Annotated in this window: 16 protein-coding genes and 2 tRNA genes; 1 reads left to right on the top strand and 17 read right to left on the bottom strand. The window is 60.7% G+C overall.

Features of this window, described 5'->3' with window-relative positions:
- Positions 1–15: 15 nt before the first annotated feature.
- The 10 genes from nusA to rlmE all read right to left on the bottom strand — a co-directional run bounded on the left by nusA (position 16) and on the right by rlmE (position 8,673).
- The gene (gene nusA, locus AC788_RS00430; protein WP_043190771.1) at positions 16–1,497 is read right to left on the bottom strand and encodes a transcription termination factor NusA; all 1,482 of its coding nucleotides are present in this window, start codon (positions 1,495–1,497) and stop codon (positions 16–18) included.
- A 59-nt stretch (positions 1,498–1,556) separates the two neighbouring features.
- Positions 1,557–2,015, bottom strand: a complete 459-nt coding sequence (rimP, locus tag AC788_RS00425; RefSeq protein WP_049858705.1) for a ribosome maturation factor RimP — start codon at positions 2,013–2,015, stop codon at positions 1,557–1,559.
- 131 nt (positions 2,016–2,146) lie between these two features.
- Positions 2,147–2,223 (bottom strand) — tRNA-Met (locus AC788_RS00420).
- A 100-nt stretch (positions 2,224–2,323) separates the two neighbouring features.
- Positions 2,324–2,409, bottom strand: a tRNA-Leu gene (locus AC788_RS00415).
- Positions 2,410–2,463: 54 nt separating this feature from the next.
- Positions 2,464–2,850, bottom strand: coding sequence for a preprotein translocase subunit SecG (gene secG, locus AC788_RS21105; protein WP_082223522.1), 387 nt, complete (start codon positions 2,848–2,850; stop codon positions 2,464–2,466).
- A 4-nt stretch (positions 2,851–2,854) separates the two neighbouring features.
- Positions 2,855–3,610 carry a triose-phosphate isomerase gene (gene tpiA / locus AC788_RS00405; RefSeq protein ID WP_049858669.1) on the bottom strand — a complete coding sequence of 252 codons (756 nt, stop codon included), beginning with the start codon at positions 3,608–3,610 and terminating at the stop codon, positions 2,855–2,857.
- A gap of 66 nt (positions 3,611–3,676) precedes the next feature.
- Positions 3,677–5,017, bottom strand: coding sequence for a phosphoglucosamine mutase (gene glmM / locus AC788_RS00400; RefSeq protein ID WP_049858668.1), 1,341 nt, complete (start codon positions 5,015–5,017; stop codon positions 3,677–3,679).
- Between the two features lie 16 nt (positions 5,018–5,033).
- Positions 5,034–5,885: a dihydropteroate synthase gene (gene folP / locus AC788_RS00395; protein WP_049858667.1), complete on the bottom strand. Its 852-nt coding sequence runs from the start codon at positions 5,883–5,885 to the stop codon at positions 5,034–5,036.
- A 35-nt stretch (positions 5,886–5,920) separates the two neighbouring features.
- Positions 5,921–7,831, bottom strand: coding sequence for an ATP-dependent zinc metalloprotease FtsH (ftsH, locus tag AC788_RS00390; RefSeq protein ID WP_049858666.1), 1,911 nt, complete (start codon positions 7,829–7,831; stop codon positions 5,921–5,923).
- 197 nt (positions 7,832–8,028) lie between these two features.
- The gene (rlmE, locus tag AC788_RS00385; RefSeq protein ID WP_049858665.1) at positions 8,029–8,673 is read right to left on the bottom strand and encodes a 23S rRNA (uridine(2552)-2'-O)-methyltransferase RlmE; all 645 of its coding nucleotides are present in this window, start codon (positions 8,671–8,673) and stop codon (positions 8,029–8,031) included.
- A gap of 100 nt (positions 8,674–8,773) precedes the next feature.
- Between rlmE and AC788_RS00380 the strand changes: the two genes are divergently transcribed.
- Positions 8,774–9,082: a YhbY family RNA-binding protein gene (locus tag AC788_RS00380; protein WP_049858703.1), complete on the top strand. Its 309-nt coding sequence runs from the start codon at positions 8,774–8,776 to the stop codon at positions 9,080–9,082.
- Between the two features lie 15 nt (positions 9,083–9,097).
- Here the strand turns inward: AC788_RS00380 and AC788_RS00375 are convergent, their stop codons facing one another.
- The 7 genes from AC788_RS00375 to dnaK form a co-directional block, all read right to left on the bottom strand.
- Entirely contained in the window at positions 9,098–9,550 is a 453-nt protein-coding gene (locus AC788_RS00375) for a hypothetical protein (protein WP_049858664.1), read from the bottom strand.
- Complete coding sequence (greA, locus tag AC788_RS00370; RefSeq protein ID WP_043190787.1) at positions 9,522–9,998, bottom strand: transcription elongation factor GreA; 477 nt, start codon at positions 9,996–9,998, stop codon at positions 9,522–9,524. The genes AC788_RS00375 and greA overlap by 29 nt, the downstream gene beginning before the upstream one ends.
- Positions 9,995–13,216 carry a carbamoyl-phosphate synthase large subunit gene (gene carB, locus AC788_RS00365; RefSeq protein ID WP_049858663.1) on the bottom strand — a complete coding sequence of 1,074 codons (3,222 nt, stop codon included), beginning with the start codon at positions 13,214–13,216 and terminating at the stop codon, positions 9,995–9,997. Before carB ends, greA begins: the two co-directional genes overlap by 4 nt.
- Before the next feature lie 125 nt (positions 13,217–13,341).
- Positions 13,342–14,478 (bottom strand): glutamine-hydrolyzing carbamoyl-phosphate synthase small subunit, encoded by a 1,137-nt coding sequence (carA, locus tag AC788_RS00360; protein WP_049858662.1) that lies wholly within the window; start codon positions 14,476–14,478, stop codon positions 13,342–13,344.
- Between the two features lie 296 nt (positions 14,479–14,774).
- Positions 14,775–15,578 carry a 4-hydroxy-tetrahydrodipicolinate reductase gene (gene dapB, locus AC788_RS00355; protein ID WP_049858661.1) on the bottom strand — a complete coding sequence of 268 codons (804 nt, stop codon included), beginning with the start codon at positions 15,576–15,578 and terminating at the stop codon, positions 14,775–14,777.
- Between the two features lie 17 nt (positions 15,579–15,595).
- Positions 15,596–16,723, bottom strand: coding sequence for a molecular chaperone DnaJ (gene dnaJ / locus AC788_RS00350; protein ID WP_049858660.1), 1,128 nt, complete (start codon positions 16,721–16,723; stop codon positions 15,596–15,598).
- 186 nt (positions 16,724–16,909) lie between these two features.
- On the bottom strand, positions 16,910–18,883 hold the full coding sequence (gene dnaK, locus AC788_RS00345; protein WP_269082545.1) for a molecular chaperone DnaK: 1,974 nt from the start codon (positions 18,881–18,883) through the stop codon (positions 16,910–16,912).
- Positions 18,884–18,932 lie beyond the last annotated feature (49 nt).

Genomic DNA, 18,932 nt, shown 5'->3' with positions numbered 1-18,932 from the left:
CTCAGGCCGCGCCAATTACTCGAACCAATGGGCTCGGGCGGCCATGATCAACTTGCCGGCACGATCTTGGTCAATGCCGTCGATGTCGAGCAGGTCGTCAATCGACTGCTCGGCCAGGTCTTCGCGGGTAACTACGCCGCGCACCGCCAGTTCCATCGCCAAATCCTTGTCCATACCCTCAAGCGAGAGCAGGTCTTCGGCCGGATGGGCGTCTGCCAGCTTTTCCTCTGTAGCGATGGCTTTGGTCAACAAGCGATCCTTGGCCCGAGCGCGAAGCTCGTTGACGATATCTTCGTCAAAGCCGTCGATGTTGAGCATCTCTTCCAACGGTACGTAGGCAATCTCTTCCAGGCTTGTGAAACCTTCGTCAACCAGTACCTGGGCCAGTTCTTCATCGACTTCCAGCTCGTCGATGAAGTTGCGCAGGATGTCACCGGTTTCCGCTTGCTGCTTGGCCTGGATGTCCGATTCGGTCATCACGTTCAGTGTCCAGCCGGTCAACTGGCTGGCCAGACGCACGTTCTGACCGCCACGACCGATGGCCTGAGCCAGGTTGTCGGCGCCCACGGCGATGTCCATGGCATGGGCGTCTTCGTCGACGATGATGGCCGCGACTTCCGCCGGGGACATGGCATTGATGACGAACTGTGCCGGGTTATCGTCCCAGAGGACGATGTCGACGCGCTCGCCGCCCAACTCGCCGGACACAGCCTGCACACGCGATCCGCGCATGCCGATACAGGCACCCTGCGGGTCGATGCGCTTGTCCTTGGAGCGAACGGCGATCTTGGCGCGCGAACCCGGATCACGGGATGCGGCCATGACTTCAATGAGGCCTTCAGCGATTTCCGGCACTTCGATGCGGAACAGCTCGATGAGCATTTCCGGCGCGGTGCGCGAAAGAATCAGTTGAGGACCACGGTTTTCGGTACGGATTTCCTTGAGCAGTGCACGCAAGCGCACACCGACACGGAAGGTTTCCCGCGAAATGATATCTTCCCGAGCCAACAGGGCCTCGGCGTTGTTGCCCAGGTCGACGATGACATTGTCACGGGTCACTTTCTTGACCGTACCCGAGATGATCTCGCCCAGACGCTCGCGGTAAGCGTCGACCACCTGGGCGCGCTCGGCTTCGCGAACTTTCTGCACGATGACCTGCTTGGCGGTCTGTGCAGCGATACGACCGAACTCGATGGAGTCGATCTTCTCTTCGATGACGTCACCCACCTTGGCTTCGGGATGGGTCAATACAACCTTGCTCGGCCAGGTTTCGATGGCCGGATCGTCCAGATCGGCTTCCTCGACGACCGTCCAGCGACGGAAGGTTTCATAGGAGCCGGTGTGGCGATTGATTTCCACGCGAAGATCCACTTCGTCTTCGAAGCGTTTCTTGGTCGCGGTCGCCAGAGCAATCTCCAGCGCTTCGAATATTACGCCTGCCGGTACACCCTTTTCATTGGATACCGACTCAACAACCAGCAGTACTTCTTTGCTCATCGTACGCCTCGCCTTTCGCAAGCCATTGGATCCGCGGGACCCGCAGTATCTGGCACGTCTCAGTCAAAACTGGGAATGATATTGGCCTTGTCGATCGAATCGATCGGCAGCAGGAATTCGTGTTCGTCTACTCGAATCACGACATCCTGATCCTCCACACCGTGGAGAAGGCCCTGAAAGTTGCGTCGTCCTTCGAAAGGCGCGCGCAGCTTTATCTTTACTTGTGCTCCGGCGTACGCTGCAAACTGTTCGATGGTGAACAGCGGGCGTTCCATGCCTGGAGAAGAAACTTCAAGGGTGTATTCGACCGTGATGGGATCTTCGACATCCAGCACACCACTGAGCTGGCGACTGACGATGGCGCAGTCGTCCACCAGCACGCCGCCCTCTTTATCGATATAGACACGCAAAAGTGAATGGCGGCCTTGAGCCGAAAACTCAATACCCCAGCATTCATAGCCTAGGGCCACGACCACCGGGGCCAACAAGGCCTGCAACTGTTCTAGCTTGCTCGACACCTGAACCCCCTCGTGCATGCTGTGCAAATAAAAAATGGGCGAAGCGCCCATCCCGGATACGCCGTTGAATACCGGCGCTAAGAACTGTCCAGCTAACAAAAAGCCCCTTTGAAAAGGGGCCTTGCTAAAACTGGTTGCGGGAGCTGGATTTGAACCAACGACCTTCGGGTTATGAGCCCGACGAGCTACCAGACTGCTCCATCCCGCGACAAAGCTGGGGCGAAAGTATACGACCGAACCCGTTTTGGGTCAATCCAAGCTTCCACCGACAAGAAAGCCCGCAACAGCGGGCTCTCCTGATTACTAATTGGTACCGAGAAGGGGACTCGAACCCCTACACCCTATGGGCACAACCACCTCAAGGTTGCGTGTCTACCAATTCCACCACCTCGGCAATACAACGTTTGAAACCCTTACCGCTTTTGTAACCCTGATGCTCTTTCGAGAATCATTTTTGCTCTTGAGCCTGAGGAACGTCAGCAGCAGGAGCCGCATCGGTCTTTTGCTCTTGAAGCACCGGAACATCATCTGTAGCCGGCTTCTGCCGTGGTGCTTCGATAACCGCTGGATCTGGCAAACCTACTTGAGTCAGCTGTTGAGCTTTCTCTTTAGCAAAGTAACCTAACCCCAAGCTGGTTATGAAGAAACAGGCGGCAAGTATAGCAGTAAACTTACTAAGAAAGGTAGAGGAACCTTGGCTTCCGAAGACAGTATTTGATGCACCTGCCCCGAACGACGCGCCAGCGTCCGCACCTTTACCCTGTTGCAGCAAAACCAGAGCGACGACGCTCAGGGCACCCAACAGATGAAGAACGACTACGACTGTTTCCAGCATTTTCTCAGTTTCCCGCGGCGCGACAGATCGCACCGAAATCATCTGCATTCAGGGAAGCACCACCAATCAGGCCCCCATCGATATCCGGCATGCCGAACAGTTCGGCCGCATTGGCCGCTTTGACGCTACCGCCGTACAACAGCCGCACAGCTTGTGCGACCTTGGCATCTTCTGCCGTCAACTGGGCGCGGATGGCAGCGTGCACATCCTGAGCCTGTTGCGGCGTGGCCGTCAGCCCGGTGCCAATGGCCCAGACCGGTTCGTAGGCGATCACCGCACGGGTGAACGCTTCGATACCCAGGGCTGTAACCACACTGCCCAGCTGACGACCTACAATATCCAATGTCTGACCGGCTTCGCGCTCTTCCAGGGTTTCCCCTATGCACAGCACTGGCGTCAGGCCGGCCGCTTGCGCGGCGCGGAATTTCTCGATCAGCTGCTGTTCACCTTCGCCGATGACCTGGCGACGCTCGGAATGGCCGATCAGTACCAGTGAACACCCGGCATCGACCAACTGGCTCGAAGCCGTTTCACCGGTCAGCGCACCCTGCTCGGCCTGAACCGCGCAGTTTTGAGCACCGACGGCGACCTTGCTCCCCTGCAGACCCTCGACCACACGGTCGATGAACAGCAGAGGTGGGAACACCGCAACCTCGACAGAGTCGGGCAAGGACTGATCAGACAGACCCTTGATCAGCTCAGCGACGCTGGCGCGGGTACCATGCATTTTCCAGTTACCAGCTACCATGGGGCGACGCATGCTGTACCTCGTCGATCAAAGTGGGCGCAGATGTTACCCAACGCAACGTTCACTGGCAAGCCGTATTCAGGCGCAAACTTCACTCACCAGTCTGGCAAGCTCATCGGCATAGCCACGCACGACCTTTTCGTCGTCGCCTTCGACCATTACCCGCACCAACGGCTCGGTACCGGACTTGCGCAACAGCACCCGCCCACGGCCACCCATGGCCTGGGTGACGCGCTCGCACGCCTCCTTGACCGACGGATGCTCGACCGGATTGACGTCGCCACCGGCGAAGCGCACGTTGACCAATACCTGAGGGCACTTGCGCAGCCCTTGGCGGGCATGGGCAAGGGTTTCATCACGACGCTTGAGGGCCAGCAGCACCTGCAACGCAGCAATGATCGCGTCACCCGTGGTGGTGTGATGGCAGCACACGATGTGCCCGGAATTCTCGCCGCCCAGCTGCCAATCACGCTCCTTGAGCTCGGCCATGACGTAGCGGTCACCGACGCTGGCGCGTACGAACGGGATGGAGAGATCCTTGAAGGCCAACTCCAGCCCCAGGTTGCTCATCAGCGTCCCCACAACGCCGCCATGCAGCTTGCCGCGCTCCTGAAGGTCGCGGGCGATGATGAACAGCAGGTCGTCGCCATCGACGATAGCGCCGGTATGGTCGACCATCAGGACGCGGTCGCCGTCACCGTCGAAAGCGATGCCCAGGTCCGCGTGCCCGATCAGTACGGCAGCCTGCAGCGCTTCCATGTGGGTGGAGCCACAGTTGTCGTTGATGTTCAGGCCGTCGGGCGCTGCGGACAGCACCGTAACCTGCGCACCCAGCTCGCGAAAAACATTCGGGGCAACTTTGTAAGTGGCGCCATGTGCACAATCGATCACCAGTTTGAGACCGGCGAAATCGGTGGTGGTGGGCACACTGCTCTTGCAGAATTCGATGTAGCGACCAGCCGCGTCGTTGATGCGTGAAACCTTGCCCAGCTTGCTGGACTCGGCCACGGTCATGGGTGCATCCATGAGCTCTTCGATCATCGATTCGACTTCGTCAGGCAGTTTGGTGCCCTGACCGGAGAAGAACTTGATGCCGTTATCATCGTGCGGATTGTGCGAGGCACTGATGACGATACCGGCCTCGGCGTGGAACGTGCGCGTCAGGTAGGCAATGGCAGGCGTTGGCATCGGGCCAAGCAGCAGCACGTCGGCGCCAGCCGCTGACAAGCCGGCCTCCAGCGCGGACTCGAACATGTAGCCGGAGATGCGCGTGTCCTTGCCGACCAGTACGCGGCAGGCGCCCATCTTGCGGAACGCCATGCCCGCCGCCCAGCCCAGCTTGAGCATGAAGTCAGGGGTGATCGGGTACTCGCCGACACGGCCACGAATGCCGTCGGTGCCAAAATATTTCCTGCTCATAAGTACTCCGTAATTCTTATTCGGCCGCTTCAACGGCGGCGATCATCCGAACGACATCGATCGTTTCGGCCACATCGTGGACGCGCAGGATCTTTGCCCCCTTGGTCATCGCCAGGGCAGCCAGGGCCAAGCTGCCGTTGAGGCGCTCGGTCACGGGCTTGTTCAGGGCCAGGCCAACCATGCTCTTGCGCGAAACGCCCACCAGCAAGGGCCGCCCGAGCGCATGCAGTGCCTGCATATGCTTGAACAGGCTCAGGTTGTGCGCATGCGATTTGGCGAAGCCGAAGCCTGGGTCGAGGAGTATACGCTCAGCCGGGATGCCTGCCGAAGCGCAGGCTTGCATTCGTTCGAGCAAAAAGCTCGACACCTCGCCCAACAGGTCGTCGTAATGGGGATGATCCTGCATGGTGCCAGGCTCGCCCTGCATGTGCATCAGGCAAACCGGCAGGCCGGTGGCCGCCGCAGCGTCCAGCGCGCCGTCACGGCGTAGCGCACGCACATCGTTGATCAGGCCAGCGCCAAGCCGTGCACTTTCGCGCATGACGGCCGGAGTGGACGTGTCAACGGAGATGATCACATCGAGTTCGCGGCTGATCGCTTCGACCAATGGCGCGACACGCTCCAGCTCTTCGACCACGGAGACCGGGCGAGCACCCGGACGTGTCGACTCGCCACCGATGTCGATGAGGGTCGCACCCGCCTCGACCATTGCCTGCGCATGACGCAGGGCAAGATCGCGCTGGTTGAACCGGCCGCCATCGGAGAAAGAGTCGGGAGTGATATTGAGGATACCCATGACGTGCGTCTGGGTCAGATCGAGAACTCGGTTGCCGCAAGGCAACCGAGTGGGGTATTGCGAAGGGGTCATGTCAAACCTTAGGTATCAAGCGCGAGACGTCTGTTTCAGACTTCGGCCGCTGGACCACCGATGGGTGTCTCAGGACGCGGATCCGGTGCGATGGTGGTGCCCGAAGGACCCGAACCACCACCAGACCAGTCGCGAGGCTCACGTGGCGTACGGCCGGCCATGATGTCGTCGATCTGATCGGCATCGATCGTTTCGTACTTCATCAGTGCATCTGCCATCGCGTCCAGCTTGTCTCGGTTGTCAGTGAGGATCTGCTTGGCCGTGCCGTAGCACTGGTCAATGATGCTGCGCACTTCGGAGTCGATCACCTTGGCGGTCTCACCCGATACGGCTGCTGCGCCACCACCGCCGCCACGACCCAGGTAGCCCTGGTCTTCGTCTTCGGCGTAGAGCAATGGGCCGAGTTTCTCCGACAGGCCCCACTTGGTGACCATGTTCCGGGCGATCTGGCTGGCACGCATGATGTCGTTGGAGGCACCGGTGGTGACGCCATCGAAGCCCAAGGTCATCTCTTCGGCGATACGGCCGCCATACAGCGAGCAGATCTGGCTGATCAGCGCACGCTTGGAGAGGCTGTAGCGATCCTCTTCAGGCAGGAACATGGTCACACCCAAGGCACGACCACGGGGAATGATCGAGACCTTGTAGACCGGATCGTGCTCAGGCACGACGCGACCGACGATGGCGTGGCCCGCTTCGTGATAGGCAGTGTTCTGCTTTTCCTTCTCGGACATGACCATGGTCTTGCGCTCGGCGCCCATCATGATCTTGTCCTTGGCGAGTTCGAACTCTTTCATCTCGACAAGGCGCTTGCCATTACGGGCAGCGAACAGCGAGGCCTCGTTGACCAGGTTGGCCAGGTCGGCACCGGAGAAGCCTGGCGTGCCGCGAGCGATGACAGCAGGGTTCACGTCGTCGCCCAAAGGCGCTTTCTTCATGTGGACCTTGAGGATCTGCTCGCGCCCACGGATGTCCGGCAGCCCTACCACGACCTGACGGTCGAAGCGGCCTGGACGCAGCAGCGCAGGGTCGAGTACGTCAGGACGGTTGGTCGCAGCAATGACGATGATCCCGTCATTCATTTCGAAACCGTCCATCTCGACCAGCAACTGGTTGAGCGTCTGCTCGCGTTCGTCGTGACCGCCACCCATGCCAGCGCCACGATGACGACCCACGGCATCGATTTCGTCGATGAAGATGATGCAGGGCGCATGCTTCTTGGCTTGCTCGAACATGTCACGCACACGGCTGGCACCGACGCCGACGAACATTTCGACGAAGTCCGAACCGGAAATGGTGAAGAACGGAACCTTGGCTTCACCGGCGATGGCCTTGGCCAGCAAGGTCTTACCGGTACCGGGCGGGCCGACCATCAGCACGCCACGAGGGATACGACCGCCCAGGCGCTGGAACTTGCCTGGGTCGCGCAGGAACTCGACCAGCTCGCCGACTTCTTCCTTGGCTTCGTCGCAACCGGCGACGTCAGCCAGGGTGGTCTTGACCTGATCTTCGGACAGCAGGCGCGCCTTGCTCTTGCCAAAACTCATCGGGCCGCCCTTGCCGCCCGCTCCGCCCTGCATCTGGCGCATGAAGAACATGAACACCGCGATGATCACCAGGATCGGGAAGCTGGCCACCAGGAGCTGGGTCCAGATGCTTTGCTGTTCAGGCTGCTTGCCTTCGACCACGACCTTGTTGTCCACCAGATCGCCGATCAGGCCGTTGTCCTGGATGGCCGGGCGGATGGTCTTGAAGGCATCGCCGTCAGTGCGCTTGCCGGTGATGACATAGCCATCGACCGCCACGCGTTCTACCTTGCCGTCCTTCACCTGCTGGATGAAGTCGGAATAGTTGAGGGTCTGCGGCTCGTTGGGGCTGGAGAAGTTGTTCATGACCGTCACCAGGACGGCGGCGATGATCAACCACAGGATCAGATTCTTTGCCATATCGTTCAATTCGCTACCCTCTGAAGCCTGCTACCCGCAACCCGCGCAGGCGTGCTTCGCATGATGTTCACCGGCCAAACTTACTACATTGCCTGCGGCTCCGCAGGCGGCGTCTGTAACCTTTTGTGAAACTTTGACTGCGTAATCTTCGTTTATGCTCAGCATGCCGCGCCATTTAATAAAAGCTATCGACAGCCTCAGACCTCTTGGTCCGGCTTTTCCACACCCTTGAAACCGCGGGCCAGCAGGTACTGCTCGCGGGAGCGGTCACGGGACGAGGAAGGCTTGCGCATCTGTACCTTCTCGAACATCTGCCGAACGGTCTTGTGATACACGTCGAAGCCTTCACCCTGGAAGACCTTGATCAGGAAATCACCGCCCGGACGCAGGACCCGGCTGGCCAGGTCGAGCGCCAGCTCGCAGAGAAACATCGCACGAGGCATGTCGACTGCGGCCAGTCCACTCATATTGGGGGCCATATCGGAAATCACAAGGTCGACTTCCGAATTGCCGACGGCTGCCAGGATCTGCGCCAACACCGCGTCTTCGGTGAAATCGCCCTGAATGAAGGTGACATCGGGGATGCTGTCCATTTCCAGGATGTCGGACGCAATGAGGCGACCCTGGCCACCAATCAGACGACTGGTCACCTGGGACCAGCCGCCGGGCGCTGCGCCCAGGTCGATGACGCTCATGCCGGGACGGATCAGGCGGTCGCGTTCCTGTATTTCCAGCAGCTTGTAGCTTGCACGCGAACGATACCCGTCTTTCTGCGCCATTTTGACGTAGGGATCGTTGAAGTGTTCTTTCAGCCAATTGAGGCTTGTCTTGGAACGGGCCACGGGGCACCTCGAATAACGGGTCGTGATTAACTGGGCGGAGCCGAGGGCGCTCGGGTAAACTGGCCGCCGCTTTTTACAAGATCAGATGAAGGGTCAGATTATGCCGCTCACTCAGGAGCAGAAGAAACAGTACAAATCGATTGGTCACCATCTCAAGCCGGTTTTGATGGTTGCCGACAACGGTTTGACTGAAGGTGTTTTAGCAGAATTCGAACGCGCCTTGAGCGATCACGAGCTGATCAAGATCAAACTCAACATCCTCGACCGCGAACAACGCCTGCAAGCCGTTGCCGAACTGTGCAAGGTCGGCCGTGCCGATCTGGTCCAGGTCATCGGCAAGATGGCACTGGTTTACCGCAAGAACCCGCAAGTGAACAAGCAGCTGTCGAACGTGCATCGATTCCGCTGATGCTCATGCCGATCCTCAAGGTCGCGCCCTGCGCGCCCTCGAGGGCACCGGCTGCACCACCAGCACCAGGCCGGTAACGCCCGCCACCAGATAGCACAACAACTGCCAGCGCACTGCATCGGCCAGCATCCAGGCCACGGCGAAATACGCCGCGCACGCCACCAATACCGCCCACAACAGCTGCCCGCGCGCGTCGCGCACAAGGCACGCCGCACCCTGCAATCGTGCCAGCAACAGCAGTTGCAGCACCGCGCAGAAACCGGCGAAACCCATCAGCATGGAGCCAGTCTGGCTACCGATATCTTCCACCAGCAGCGGAGCGAGGCCAACCTTGACCAGCGCTGGCAGCACACCGAAATGCAGCATCCACAGGCCACCGACCCAAAGCGTCTGGGTCAGTTGCCAGATGACGGCGCTCACCTGCCGGGACTGCGGCCGATCAAATGTGGGCGACTTCGACAATCTCATACTCGATCACGCCACCGGGCGTCTTCACCGTGACCACATCGCCCTCTTCCTTGGCGATCAGGGCACGTGCGATGGGCGAGCCATGGGACAGCTTGCCGCCCTTGATGTCGGCCTCGTCTTCTCCCACGATCTTGTACTTCACGCGCTCGTCGGTCTCGACATTGGCGATTTCCACAGTCGTGCCGAAGATCACCTTGCCGGTTTTCGGAATCGTGGTGACGTCGATCACCACAGCATTCTGCAAACGGCCTTCGATGTCGCGGATACGTGCCTCGACCATGCCCTGCTCCTCGCGGGCGGCATGGTATTCGGCGTTTTCCTTGAGGTCGCCCAATTCGCGCGCCTCACCGATGGCCTGACTCAAGCGCGGACGCTCGGTCTTGCTGAGAAACTCGTGTTCTTGCTCCAGGGCGCGATGGCCCTGGACGGTCATTGGATACTTGATCATGCGTTGAGTCCTGCGTGGAGATCCTGCAAACGGCGCACGGTCTTTTCCGGACCGAACTTCAGCGCTTCACAGATCGCTTCGCCAGCGGCAATGGTCGTGGTGCAGTAGATCTTGTGCTGCAAGGCGTTGCGACGGATCGAGTAAGAATCGGCGATCGATTGACGACCTTCGGTGGTGTTGATGATCAAGGTGACTTCGTCGTTCTTGATCATGTCGACCACGTGCGGACGGCCTTCGGTCACTTTGTTCACGCGACGTACTTTCAACCCGGCTTCTTCGATGACGCGCGCGGTGCCTGCGGTGGCGACCACTTCGAAGCCCAGGGCGATCAGGTCGCGAGCGACGCCTGCCACCAGCGGCTTGTCGTCGTCGCGAACACTGATGAACGCGGTGCCGCCGGTTGGCAATACTTCGCTGGCGCCCATCTGGGCCTTGGCGAAGGCTTCGCCGAAGGTGTCGCCGACGCCCATCACTTCACCGGTGGATTTCATTTCCGGGCCGAGGATCGGGTCGACGCCTGGGAACTTGGCGAACGGGAACACCGCTTCCTTGACGCTGTAGAAGTTGGGAATGATTTCCTGAGTGAAGCCGATTTCCTTCAGCGTCTTGCCGGCCATGACGCGCGCCGCGATCATCGCCAGCGAGGTGCCGATGCACTTGGACACGAACGGCACGGTACGCGAGGCACGCGGGTTGACTTCGATCACATAGATCTTGTCGCCCTGCAAGGCCAGCTGCACGTTCATCAAGCCGATAACGCCCAGCTCCAGGGCCATCTTCTTGACCTGCTCGCGCACTTCGTCCTGCACGTGAGCCGGCAGCGAGTACGGTGGCAGCGAGCACGCCGAGTCACCGGAGTGAACGCCGGCCTGCTCGATGTGCTGCATGATCGCGCCGATGACCACGTCGGTCCCGTCGCACACCGCGTCCACGTCCATCTCGATGGCGCAGTTGAGGAAGTGGTCGAGCAGCACCGGGCTGTCGTTGGACACCTGCACGGCTTCACGCAGGTAGCGCTTGAGCTCGTCCAGCTCGTAGACGATTTCCATGGCACGGCCGCCCAGCACGTAGGAAGGACGCACGACCAGCGGATAACCGATGGTGCCGGCAGCACGAATGGCTTCTTCTTCGCTGCGCACAGTGGCGTTCGGCGGCTGCAGCAGGTTCAGGCGCTGGACCATCTGCTGGAAGCGCTCGCGGTCTTCGGCGCGGTCGATGGCGTCAGGGCTGGTGCCGATGATCGGCACGCCGGCTTCTTCTAGCGCGCGGGCCAGTTTCAGCGGGGTCTGGCCACCGTACTGGACGATGACACCCTTGGGCTTCTCGACGCGTACCACTTCCAGCACGTCTTCGAGCGTCAACGGCTCGAAGTACAGACGGTCGGAGGTGTCGTAGTCGGTGGAGACGGTTTCCGGGTTGCAGTTGACCATGATGGTCTCGTACCCGTCGGCGCGCAGGGCCAGGGCCGCGTGAACGCAGCAGTAGTCGAACTCGATGCCCTGGCCGATACGGTTCGGACCACCGCCCAGGATCATGATCTTGTCACGGTCCGACGGGTTGGCTTCGCACTCTTCCTCGTACGTGGAGTACAGGTAGGCGGTGTCGGTGGCGAACTCGGCGGCGCAGGTGTCGACGCGCTTGTAGACCGGAAAGATTTCCAGCTTGTGGCGGTGGCGACGCAGGTTCTTGTCGGTGATGCCCAGCAGCTTGGCCAGGCGCTGATCGGAGAAGCCCTTGCGCTTGAGACGGAACATCAAGGCCTTGTCGATATCGGCCAGACCCAGGGTCTTGACCTTCTCTTCTTCCTTGATCAGGTCTTCCATCTGCACCAGGAACCAGCGGTCGATCATGGTCAGGTCGAAGATAGCGTCCACGCTCATGCCGGCGCGCATGGCGTCGGCGACGTACCAGATGCGCTCGGCGCCCGGCACGGTCAGTTCGCGCTTGAGGATGCCGCTGGCTTCAGGGCTGCTCAGGTCGACTTTCGGGTCCAGGCCACAGACGCCCACTTCCAGGCCGCGCAAGGCTTTCTGCAGGGATTCCTGGAAGGTCCGGCCGATGGCCATGACTTCACCCACGGATTTCATCTGGGTGGTCAGGCGTGCGTCGGCCTTGGGGAATTTCTCGAAGGCGAAGCGTGGCAGCTTGGTGACGACGTAGTCGATCGACGGCTCGAAGGACGCCGGGGTCTTGCCGCCGGTGATGTCGTTCTGCAGTTCGTCGAGGGTGTAACCAACGGCGAGCTTGGCCGCGACCTTGGCGATCGGGAAACCGGTGGCCTTGGAAGCCAGCGCCGAGGAACGTGACACGCGCGGGTTCATCTCGATGACGACCATGCGGCCGGTGTTCGGGCAGATACCGAACTGCACGTTCGAACCGCCGGTTTCCACGCCGATCTCGCGCAGGACCGCCAGGGAGGCGTTGCGCAGGATCTGGTATTCCTTGTCGGTGAGGGTCTGCGCCGGTGCGACGGTGATCGAGTCACCGGTGTGCACGCCCATCGGGTCGAAGTTCTCGATCGAGCAGACGATGATGCAGTTGTCCTTTTTGTCGCGGACCACTTCCATCTCGTACTCTTTCCAGCCGATCAGCGATTCGTCGATCAGCAGTTCCTTGGTCGGCGACAGGTCCAGACCACGGGCGCAGATTTCTTCGAATTCTTCACGGTTGTAGGCGATGCCGCCACCGGTGCCGCCCATGGTGAACGAAGGACGAATGATGCACGGGAAGCCGAGCTTCTCGAGTACCGCGTTGGCTTCTTCCATGCTGTGGGCGATGCCCGAGCGCGGGCAGGCCAGGCCAATGGATTTCATGGCCTTGTCGAAGCGCGAACGGTCTTCGGCCTTGTCGATGGTGTCGGCGTTGGCACCGATCATTTCCACGCCGAACTTGGCCAGCACGCCTTCGCGCTCCAGGTCCAGGGCGCAGTTCAGGGCAGTCTGGCCACCCATGGTCGGCAGCACGGCGTCCGGACGCTCCTTCTCGATGATCTTGGCCACGGTCTGCCATTTGATCGGTTCGATGTAGGTGGCGTCGGCCATGTCCGGGTCGGTCATGATGGTGGCCGGGTTGGAGTTAACCAGGATGACGCGGTAACCCTCTTCGCGCAGAGCCTTGCAGGCCTGGGCGCCGGAGTAGTCGAATTCGCAGGCCTGGCCGATGACGATCGGGCCGGCACCAAGAATCAGGATGCTTTTCAAGTCTGTACGTTTTGGCATGGTTCTCACTCAATTGCGCAGTCCAGCCGGCTGCCCGCCTGGACTTTATTGGGCGGCGCCCTGGCGGCCTGTCCGTCTTCGACGGGGCCGGCCGGGGCGCGCGTTACACACGGGTCCGACAGGAATCAGCGGCGTTTGGCCATCGATTCGATGAAGCGGTCGAACAGTGGCGAGACGTCGTTGGGGCCGGGGCTGGCTTCAGGGTGACCCTGGAAGCTGAAGGCGGCCTTGTCGGTCAGCTCGATGCCCTGCAGGGTGCCATCGAACAGCGATTTGTGGATCGCACGCACATTGCCCGGCAGCGTCGCTTCGTCTACCGCGAAACCATGGTTCTGGCTGGTGATCATCACCACACCGCTGTCGACGTCCTGGACCGGGTGGTTGGCGCCGTGGTGGCCGTGACCCATCTTGACGGTCTTGGCGCCGGCGGCCAGGGCCAGCAGCTGGTGACCCAGGCAGATACCGAAGACCGGGATCTCGGTCTGCAGCACTTCCTTGATCGCCTGGATAGCGTAGTCGCAGGGCTCTGGATCGCCAGGGCCGTTGGACAGGAACACGCCATCGGGGTTGAGCGCGAGCACGTCGGCGGCCGGGGTTTGCGCCGGCACCACGGTCAGGTGGCAGCCGCGCTCGACGAGCATGCGCAGGATGTTGACCTTGACGCCGTAGTCATAGGCAACCACGTGATACGGCAATTCACTGTTGGGCACGTCGGGGTGGCTGTCGGACTTGAGGTCCCAGACACTGGAGCGCCACTGGTAGGTGTCCTTGGTGCTGACTTCCTTGGCCAGGTCCATGCCCTTGAGGCCAGGGAAGGCGCGAGCGGCGGCGATGGCGGCCTCTTCGCTGATGTCGTCACCGGCCATGATGCAGCCGTTCTGCGCGCCCTTCTCACGCAGGATGCGGGTCAGGCGGCGAGTATCGATGCCGGCGATGGCGACGACATTGTTGGCTTTCAGGTATTCGTCCAGGGACAGCGTGTTGCGCCAGTTGCTGGCAACCAGTGGCAGGTCGCGGATCACCAGGCCTGCGGACCAGACGCGATCGGACTCGGCGTCTTCGGGCGTGGTGCCGGTGTTGCCGATGTGGGGGTAGGTCAGGGTAACGATTTGCTGGGCATAGGAAGGATCGGTAAGGATTTCCTGATAGCCGGTCATGGCGGTGTTGAACACCACCTCACCAACGGTTTGCCCGTCGGCTCCAATGGCTTCGCCGCGAAAGATGCTGCCATCGGCAAGGGCGAGTATGGCTGGCTTAGTCAAGAAGACCTCCCGTAAATAAAGCCTGAAAGGGCGATCGCAGGTTGTAAAAAAGCGGAATGCCGTATGGATACGTCACCCCGCTTCTTTTCATCGAATTATCTGCGCGCTTTTAGTGGACACACTAAAGCTGTAGCTTACAGAAAAGAGGGGTTTTGGTCTACCGCGAATGCGGTGGGAAGTTCGCGTGATGCGACAGGGGGCAGGGATTTGTGGAGATAGGGCGGGCCTCTTCGCGGGCAGAGCCCGCTCCCACAGGGGTAGCGTTTACCCTTGGGAGCGTGACTAGGGCGATGAAGTCAATGCAGGTCGAGCACATCCTGCATGTCGTAGAAGCCTGGGGCACGGCCGTCGAGCCAGAGGGCGGCGCGTACCGCACCCTTGGCGAACGTCATGCGGCTGGAGGCCTTGTGGGTGATCTCGACGCGCTCGCCGTCAGCGGCGAACAGCACGGTGTGGTCGCCCACCACGTCACCGGCCCGCACGGTGGCGAAACCGATGGTCTGACGCTCGCGGGCGCCGGTCTGGCCTTCACGGCCGTAGACCGCCACTTGCTTGAGATCACGCCCCAAGGCATTGGCAACCACTTCACCCATGCGCACTGCCGTGCCCGACGGAGCATCGACCTTGTGCCGGTGATGGGCTTCCATGATCTCGATATCGACATCGTCGCCCAACACCCGTGCAGCGGTGTCGAGCAGCTTCAGGCACAGGTTGACGCCGACGCTGAAGTTGGCAGCGAAGACAATCGGAATGTCCTTGCCCGCATCGGCCAGCAACGCCTTCTCCTCGGGACTGAAACCAGTCGTGCCGATGACCATGGCCTTGCCGGCCTTGCGGCAGAACGCCAGATTCTTCAGGGTCACGGTCGGGTGGGTGAAGTCGATCAATACATCGAACTCCTCCCCCACCTTCGCCACGTCACCCGACAACGGCACGCCGATACGACCCAGCGCCGCCAGCTCACCGGCATCGGCGCCGACCAGCGTGCTGTCCGGCCGATCAATCGCAGCAGTCAGACCGGCGCCGGGCGCCAGCTGGACCGCTTCGATCAGCGTCTTGCCCATGCGCCCGGCGGCGCCCATCACAGCTATACGTCGCATGCTCGAATCCTTATGCCTTACAGGTCGCCGAAGAAACGCTTCACACCCTCGAACCAACCATTGGCCTTCGGCGAATGGGATTCGTCGCCTTCCAGAGAAGTGCGGAATTCTTCCAACAACTCACGCTGACGGCGGTTGAGGTTGACGGGGGTTTCCACCGCCACTCGGCACATCAGGTCGCCAGCACCACCGCCACGCACGGGCGCAACGCCCTTGCCACGCAGACGGAACTGCTTGCCGGTCTGGGTGCCTTCCGGAATCTTCAGCTTGACCCGACCGTCGAGGGTCGGCACTTCCAGCTCGCCGCCCAGGGCCGCATCGGTGAAGCTGATCGGCACTTCGCAGTACAGGTGCTTGCCGTCGCGCTGGAAGATCGCGTGCTCGCGCACGTTGATGACCACGTACAGATCGCCGGTCGGACCGCCCTGCATGCCCGCCTCGCCTTCGCCGGAGAGGCGAATGCGGTCGCCGGTGTCGACGCCCGAAGGCACCTTGACCGAGAGGGTCTTGTACTCTTCGACACGGCCTTCGCCGTGGCACGAATCGCACGGGTCGGAGATGATCTTGCCCTGGCCATGGCAGCGCGGGCAGGTCTGCTGCACAGAGAAGAAGCCCTGCTGCATGCGCACCTGGCCGATACCGCCACAGGTTGGGCAGGTGATCGGCGCCGAGCCCTTCTTCGCGCCACTGCCGTCGCAGGGCTTGCAGTTGACCAGCGTCGGCACACGGATACTGACCGTGGTGCCGCGCACGGCTTCTTCCAGGTTCAGCTCGAGGGTGTAGCGCAGGTCGCTGCCACGCTGGGCGCCACCGCGGCCATTGCCGCCACGGCCGCCACCGAAGAAATCGCTGAACACATCACCGAAGATGTCGGAGAAATTCTGCCCGCCGAAGCCCTGACCACCGCCACCCATGCTCGGGTCGACGCCAGCATGACCATACTGGTCGTATGCCGCGCGCTTGCTGGCGTCGGACAGCACTTCGTAGGCCTCGTTGGCCTCCTTGAAGGCTTCCTCGGATTCCTTGCTGTCGGGGTTGCGATCCGGGTGATGCTTCATCGCGAGGCGGCGATAGGCCTTCTTCAGATCCGCTTCGCTGGAGCCTCGCTCCACCCCCAGAACCTCGTAATAGTCACGCTTTGCCATAAGTCTTTTTACTCTTTTGGGAGCCAGCACGCAGGGGCGCCGCTGACCGCGCCGCCAACATCCGATCGCTGTCGCATGTTGTTAAAATTCGTGTATTCCAGACACGCCAACGCGGGAGCAAGCCCCCGCGCGGCGACATCCTACCAGTCACCGTGCGAGCACAGTCAACCGGCCGACCAACAAGAATTACTTGTTGTCTTTGACTTCTTCGAATTCGGCATCGACGACGTCGTCGTGCTTGCCGGCTTCTTCCGCTGGCTGAGCAGCGGCACCTTCAGGCTTCTCGGCCTGTTCGGCGTACATCTTCTGCGCCACTGGAGCGGAGACCTTGGACAGTTCTTCGACCTTGGCATCGATCGCTGCCTTGTCGTCGCCCTTGACCGCAGTTTCCAGCGCCACGACGGCCGCTTCGATGGCAGTCTTCTCGTCGGCGGTGACCTTGTCACCTGCGTCAGCGACCATCTTGCGAGTCGAGTGCACCAGTGCATCACCCTGGTTGCGGGCAGCGGCCAGCTCTTCGAACTTGCGGTCTTCCTCGGCGTTGACTTCAGCGTCACGAACCATCTGCTGAATTTCGTCTTCGGACAGACCTGAATTGGCCTTGATCACGATCGACTGAGTCTTGCCGGTGGCCTTGTCCTTCGCGCCGACGTGCAGGATGCCGTTGGCATCGATGTCGAAGGTCACTTCGATCTGCGGTACGCCACGTGGAGCCGGTGGAATCTCGGCCAGGTCGAACTTGCCCAGCGACTTGTTCTGCGCGGCTTGCTTGCGCTCGCCCTGCAGGACGTGGATGGTCACGGCGCCCTGGTTGTCGTCGGCAGTCGAGAATACCTGCGATTTCTTGGTAGGAATCGTGGTGTTCTTCTCGATCAGCGCGGTCATCACGCCACCCATGGTTTCGATACCCAGGGTCAGCGGGCTGACGTCGAGCAGCAGCACGTCTTTCACGTCACCGGCCAGTACGGCACCCTGGATGGCAGCACCCATGGCAACGGCTTCGTCAGGGTTGACGTCCTTGCGAGCTTCCTTACCGAAGAAATCGGTCACCAGCTTCTGTACCAGCGGCATACGGGTCTGACCACCGACCAGGATCACGTCGTTGATCGCGCCAACGTCGATACCGGCGTCTTTCATGGCGGTGCGGCAAGGTTCGATGGTGCGTTGAACCAGGTCTTCGACCAGCGATTCCAGCTTGGCGCGGGAGATCTTCACGTTCAAGTGCTTGGGACCGGTCGCGTCTGCAGTGATGTACGGCAGGTTGACGTCGGTCGACTGGCTCGAGGACAGTTCGATCTTGGCTTTTTCCGCAGCTTCCTTCAGGCGCTGCATGGCCAGCGGATCACCCTTGAGGTTCATGCCGCTTTCTTTCTTGAACTCGTCGACGAGGTAGTCGATCAAGCGGATGTCGAAGTCCTCACCACCCAGGAAGGTGTCGCCGTTGGTGGCCAACACTTCGAACTGGTGCTCGCCATCGACTTCGGCGATTTCGATCACGGACACGTCGAAGGTACCGCCACCCAGGTCATAAACGATGACAGTGTGGTCGCCCTTGGCCTTGTCCATGCCGTAAGCCAGTGCCGCAGCAGTCGGCTCGTTGATGATGCGCTTGACGTCCAGACCGGCGATACGACCGGCGTCTTTGGTGGCCTGACGCTGGCTGTCGTTGAAGTAGGCCGGCACGGTGATGACCGCTTCGGTCACCGCTTCGCCCAGGTAGTCTTCGGCGGTCTTCTTCATCTTTTTCAAGATTTCAGCCGAGATCTGTGGCGGAGCCATTTTGTTGCCGTTGACTTCAACCCAGGCGTCCTTGTTGTCGGCTTCGACAATCTTGTAAGGCACCATCTGGATGTCTTTCTGCACGACGTCTTCGGAGAAACGACGACCGATCAGACGCTTCACCGCGTACAGGGTGTTGTGCGGGTTGGTGACCGCCTGACGCTTGGCCGACTGACCGACGAGAATTTCGCCGTCGTTGGCATACGCGATGATCGAGGGTGTGGTGCGAGCGCCTTCGGCGTTCTCGATGACCTTGGCCTTGCCGTTTTCCAGAATGGAGACGCAGGAGTTGGTGGTCCCCAGGTCGATACCGATAATTTTGCCCATGTTTCTTCTCCTGGCACTAAGGCCCGAAAATTTTGGATTTGGTTGCCGCGACAGTGGTGGCTGTCTGCGGTAGCACTTAAACGCTTGACACTAAGATGGGGGC

This window comes from Pseudomonas sp. RIT-PI-a (assembly GCF_001187875.1).
In the GTDB taxonomy this organism is placed as follows: domain Bacteria; phylum Pseudomonadota; class Gammaproteobacteria; order Pseudomonadales; family Pseudomonadaceae; genus Aquipseudomonas; species Aquipseudomonas coleopterorum.
This window is presented reverse-complemented; position numbering and strand designations above follow the sequence as displayed.